General features: G+C 71.0%; 4 protein-coding genes and 1 pseudogene. 4 read left to right on the plus strand and 1 reads right to left on the minus strand.

The genetic code is table 11. The features are described 5' to 3' along the window. Positions 1–347 precede the first annotated feature (347 nt). Entirely contained in the window at positions 348–920 is a 573-nt protein-coding gene (locus G3N18_RS15435) for a hypothetical protein (RefSeq protein WP_196385139.1), read from the plus strand. Between the two features lie 138 nt (positions 921–1,058). Continuing rightward, complete coding sequence (locus G3N18_RS15440; RefSeq protein ID WP_196385140.1) at positions 1,059–1,649, plus strand: TetR family transcriptional regulator; 591 nt, start codon at positions 1,059–1,061, stop codon at positions 1,647–1,649. Between the two features lie 45 nt (positions 1,650–1,694). On the opposite strand, the gene acs is transcribed toward G3N18_RS15440, so the two are convergent. Next, positions 1,695–3,659 (minus strand): acetate--CoA ligase, encoded by a 1,965-nt coding sequence (gene acs / locus G3N18_RS15445; RefSeq protein WP_196385141.1) that lies wholly within the window; start codon positions 3,657–3,659, stop codon positions 1,695–1,697. 418 nt (positions 3,660–4,077) lie between these two features. On the opposite strand from acs, the gene G3N18_RS15450 reads away from it, so the two are divergent. Then, on the plus strand, positions 4,078–5,184 hold the full coding sequence (locus G3N18_RS15450) for a TadA family conjugal transfer-associated ATPase (RefSeq protein WP_196385142.1): 1,107 nt from the start codon (positions 4,078–4,080) through the stop codon (positions 5,182–5,184). Beyond that, positions 5,181–5,384, plus strand: a pseudogene (locus tag G3N18_RS15455) (pilus assembly protein TadB); the annotation flags it as partial. The gene G3N18_RS15450 and the pseudogene G3N18_RS15455, both read left to right, overlap by 4 nt.

The following is a 5,384-nucleotide window of genomic DNA, read 5'->3' on the forward strand; positions in this document are numbered from 1 at the left end:
GGGGGGGGGGGGGGGGGGGGGGGGGGGGGGGGGGGGGGGGGGGGGGGGGGGGGGGGGGGGGGGGGTGGGTTGGCCTTTGTGGGCTGATGGTGGGTGGGGGGGTGGGGGGGGGGGGGGGGGTGGGTGTGGGGGGGGGGGGGGGCGTGGGTGTGGCGGTGGGCGTCGGTGTCGGTGTGGGTGAGGGCGTCGGTGCTGCGGTATCCGAGATGAGCGCGAAGGAGCGGGCCACATGGACGAGGCTGGGACTCTCTTCGCCTCGGGGAAACGCGAAGGCGGGATTGTCCGACGGCTGCGCATCCGCGAGCGTGAATCCCGTGGCCGGCTCGAAGCGGATGCTGTAATCGGCGGTGGATGTCGTCGGCAACCATCCTGATCGGAATGCGCCGCTTGCGGCGACGGCGGCACGCTGCACTGCCGTGCCGCCACTGAGGATGGTGACGCTCGCGCCCGAGAGGTCGGTGAGAGGGGAGGCATTCGACGTCGCGGTCACCGCGCCGCTGATCTCACCGAAAGAGCCCTCCAGCGGGAGGGTGACGGCATCTCCCAGCGTGGGGTTGAACTCCCTCCTCACCGCGGGTTCGAGGAGGTCGCCGACGGCGCCGGGCCAGGATGCCTCGGCGATGAAGCTGGTGTCCGTCGCGGGTATGCGCACCGACACGGTTCCGTCTGCCGAGGTGGTGCCGGTGGCGATGACCTGGTCGAACTCGCCGGTGGAGAGCACGGTCACCGTCGCGCCGCCGAGCGGAGCGGATGCCGTCCCGTCGGAGAGGGTCGTCGTGATGAGTATGTGGCCTGCTTCGGACTCCGCGGCGCTGGCGATCGCGGGCAGCCCCACCAAGACAAGGCCGGCGGCTACGGACAGCACACCTGCGGTGCGTAGCGGGGAGAGCAGATTCCGACGTCGTCGTGCGACGGTGTGAGGCATGGCGATCCTTTCTGATGGTTCATGGCTAAGTATGGACGCAGGCCAAACTTGTACGCAACCCAGGGAGGTTGATCTAGGGTGGGATGAACAGAGAGAAGGGACGGCGATGACGGAAGGGCTCCGCGAGAAAAAGATGCGCGTCGCGCGTCGGGCCATGGAGGAGGCCGCGGTCGGAATCGCCTATGAGGAAGGCGTTCACGCCGTGACGGTCGACCGCATCTGCGAAGTGGCGATGGTGTCGCGCAGCACGTTCTTCAACTACTTCCCCTCGCTCGAGCACGCGATCTTCGGATCCGCCCTGGTCTACGACCCTGTGCTCACTGAGCGCATCCTGAGCGCGCACCGAGACGACCTCGTGATCGCCGCCTCGCGGATCGTGATGGAGACCGTCCGCGGGCAGGGTGACGACGAACTCCTGCGCAAGCGGTTCGCGCTTTTTGCCCGGGAACCGGGCACGGCGACGAAGGTGTCGTGGGCGGCCGGGACGAGCCGCGCCGGACTGCAGGACGTGATCGTGAACTGGCTCGATGCACATCCGGCATCGGCTCGCCTGGCGGACGCCGATCACGCCACCGAGGCGCGGATGATCGTGAACTTCTCCATCACGCTCGGCGACGAGGTCATGCGGCTGGTGGGTGAGGACGGCGGGGACTTCCCGTTCGGCCCCGCCGTGTTTCGCGCGGTGCGCGAGCGGATGAGGGCGCTGAGCGTACCCGCACGGTGAACGCCCCGCACCGCGATCAGCGGTACGACGTGTTCGGGACCGCCGCTACTTGACCTGCGCCGAGATGACACTCATGACGGCGGTGTCGGCGAGGGTCGTCGTGTCGCCGACCTCGCGGCCTTCGGCGACGTCGCGGAGGAGGCGCCGCATGATCTTGCCCGAGCGCGTCTTCGGCAGTTCGCCGACGATGTAGACGTCGCGGGGGCGGGCGATCGGGCCGATCTGCTCGCCGACCCACTTGCGCAGCGCGTCCGCGAGGCCTTCCGGCGAGTGCGTTTCGAGGTAGCTCTGCTTGACGATCACGAACGCGACCACCGCCTGGCCGGTGGTCTCGTCGTTCGCTCCCACGACCGCCGCCTCGGCGACGGCTTCGTTGCCCACGAGTGCCGATTCGATCTCGGTGGTCGACAGGCGGTGGCCCGACACGTTCATGACGTCGTCGACGCGGCCGAGGAACCAGATGTCGCCGTCCTCGTCGAGGCGGGCGCCGTCGCCGGCGAAGTAGTAGCCCTTGTCCTGGAATTTCTCCCAGTAGGTCTCGACGAAGCGGTCGGGGTCGCCCCAGATGCCGCGCAGCATCGACGGCCACGGCTTCGTGATCACGAGCAGCCCGCCGTTGCCGTTGCCGACGTGCTCGCCCGCGTCGTCGACGACGTCGATCGCGATACCCGGGATCGGCACCTGCGCACTGCCGGGCTTGGTCTCGGTGACGCCGGGCAGGGCCGACACCATGATCGAGCCCGTCTCGGTCTGCCACCACGTGTCGACGATCGGGGTCTGGTCGGCGCCGATGACGTGGCGGTACCACATCCACGCCTCGGGGTTGATGGGTTCGCCGACCGAGCCGAGCAGGCGCAGCGACGACAGGTCGAAGCGGTTCGGGATCTCGCGCCCGAGCTTCATGAACGAGCGGATCGCGGTCGGCGCGGTGTAGAGGATCGTGACGCCGTACTTCTCCACCAGTTCCCACCAGCGGCCCGGGTGCGGGGCATCCGGTGTGCCTTCGTAGAGAACCTGCGTCGCGCCGTTGGCGAGCGGTCCGTAGGTGACGTAGGAGTGCCCGGTGATCCAGCCGATATCGGCTGTGCACCAGAACACGTCGGTCTCGGGGTGGATGTCGTGCACCACGCGGTTCGTGAACGACGCCTGGGTCAGGTAGCCGCCGGACGTGTGCAGAATGCCCTTGGGCTTTCCGGTCGTGCCCGAGGTGTAGAGGATGAACAGCGGGTTCTCGGCGGGGAAGGGCTGGGCGACGTGGTCGGCGGATGCCGAGGCCACCGCCTCGTGCCACCAGAGGTCGCGCCCCTCGCTCCAGCCGACCTCGTTCTCGGTGCGGCGCACCACCAGCACGTGCTCGACGGTGGCCTGCGGACCGTTGCCGCGGTCGGCGAGCGCCCGGTCGACGGCGGGCTTGAGCGGCGACACGCGGCCCTTGCGGTAGCCGCCGTCGGCCGTGATGACGACCTTCGCGCCGGCGTCGTCGATGCGGGTGCGCAGGCTGTCGGCCGAGAAGCCGCCGAAGATGACGGAGTGGATCGCGCCGAGGCGCGCGACGGCGAGCATCGCGGCGATCGCCTCGGGGATCATCGGCAGGTAGATCGCGATGCGGTCGCCCGCGACGACGCCGAGGTCTTCGAGCACGTTCGCGACGCGCTTGACCTCGTCGGTGAGCTCGGCGTAGGTGATGCGTCGCGAATCGCCGGGCTCGCCTTCCCACAGGAGCGCGACGCGGTCGCCGTTACCCGCCTCGACGTGCCGGTCGAGGCAGTTGTAGGCGACGTTGAGCTCGCCGTCGGCGAACCACTGCGCGAACGGCGGGTTCGACCAGTCGAGCACCTGCGCGAACGGCGTGTGCCAGTGCAGGGCTCGGGCCTGCTCGGCCCAGAACCCCTCGCGGTCGGCGTCGGCCTGGTCGTACAGGTCGGCCGCTCCGACGGCGGCGGCCGCGAAGTCGGGCGACGGCGCGAACCGGCGGTTCTCGGTCAGCAGGTGGTCGATCTGGCTGCTCATCTTGCGCGCTCCTTTGCGGCGAGGTTCCCCGGAGGGGACGTAGGTCGGGACGATTCCGTCATCTAGTCATACCTCCGCCCCGGGCCACTACCGCCGATAGTAAGGAGCGGCTCGGACAGCCGACCGATATATCTCCGCGCAGAGGCGGGTTTTCGATCTGGGTCCTGACAATCCCTGCGTATGCTCATGAGCGGCCGAACTTCTGATTCTGGCGTCGCAGCGCCCACCCCCCACTTGGGGCGCTGCGTGTGGCGGCATCCCATTCCCCCAATGGGATGCCGCCCTTTTTTGTTGCGCCGGTGGCGGCGCGAGCGGGCGGCCCGTCATCGCCTCCTCCCCAATGGGGAGATCGGGGAGTCTCTCCACCGATCACGCCCGCGCAGGGCTCGGCGGCGGTGCCCGGGCCTACCGTCGGGGCATGTCCGAAGCGTTCGTCGTCCGGCCCCGCGTTCCCGAAGCGGTGCGCCGCGCAGCCCCTCTCGCCCGCGCTGCGAGCGCCGCGACGCCTGCGCTCGGTGTGCTCGGTGTGTCCGATGTGCTCGCCGTGCGGGTGCAGCCGGCCGCGGCGCCTGCTCGCCCGCCCGCGCGGCGCGAACTGCCCGATCATCCCGCCCTCGCGCCGCTGCGCGACGTGCTCTCCGATCCGGCCGTGACCGACGTGTTCGTCAACGGCACCGACGGGCTGTTCGTCGACCGCGGCCGCGGCGTCGAGCCGGTGCCGGGGTGGCGGGCGGGTGCCGACGAGCTGCGCGCGCTCGCCGTCGCCCTCATCGGCGTCGGAGGTCGACACCTCGATGACGGCACGCCGCTCGTCGACGTGCGCTGGGAGCACGGCGCCCGCGTGCACGCCGTGCTGCCGCCGGTGGCCTGCTCGGGGGCGGCGATCTCGATCCGCCTGCCCGACGTCGACGTTCCCGACCTCGACGAGCTCGGCCGGCGGGGCATGTTCGATGCCGCCACCGGCGCGCGGCTCGAGGCGCTTGTGGCGCAGCGCGCGAACCTGCTCGTGACGGGTGCGACGGGCGCGGGCAAGACCACCCTCCTTGCGGCGCTGCTCGGACGCGTGCCCGCGTCGGAGCGCATCGTCACGATCGAAGACGTCGCCGAACTGCGCATCTCGCATCCGCATCACGTGCGGCTCGAGGCGCGCCAGCCGAACCTCGAGGGCGCGGGGGCCGTGCCGCTCGCGCGCCTCGTGCGCGAGGCCCTGCGGATGCGCCCGGACCGACTGGTCGTGGGGGAGTGCCGCGGCGAAGAGGTGCGCGAACTGCTCATGGCGCTCAACACCGGGCACGACGGCGGCGCGGGAACCGTGCACGCCGGCAGCATCCGCGACCTTCCCGCCCGCCTCGACGCCCTTGGCGCGCTCGCCGGGCTCGACGATCACGCGACGGCGAGGCAGGTGGTCAGCGCCATCGGCGTCGTCGTGCACGTCGAACGCGGCGCCGACGGGGTGAGGCGCATCGCCGGGTTCGCGCGCCCGGTGCTCGACGACGGCCGGCTCGGAGTCGAGGTGCTGCCGTGACGACGAAGACGACGGATGCCGCGGACGCGGCGGCCTCGGTGCAGCGACTGGCCGTGCTGCTCGAAGCGGGCGTGACGCCGCCGAGGGCGTGGGGGCTGCTCGCCGACTCGGGCGATGACGTCGCCGCCGAGGTGTCGGAGGCACCGCCGGGGCGTGCGGCGGCCGAAGTGCTCGCCGAGCGCGGCGGCGCGTGGGGCGAG

It is taken from the genome of Microbacterium paulum, from assembly GCF_015707995.1.
Classification (GTDB): Bacteria; Actinomycetota; Actinomycetes; order Actinomycetales; family Microbacteriaceae; genus Microbacterium; species Microbacterium paulum.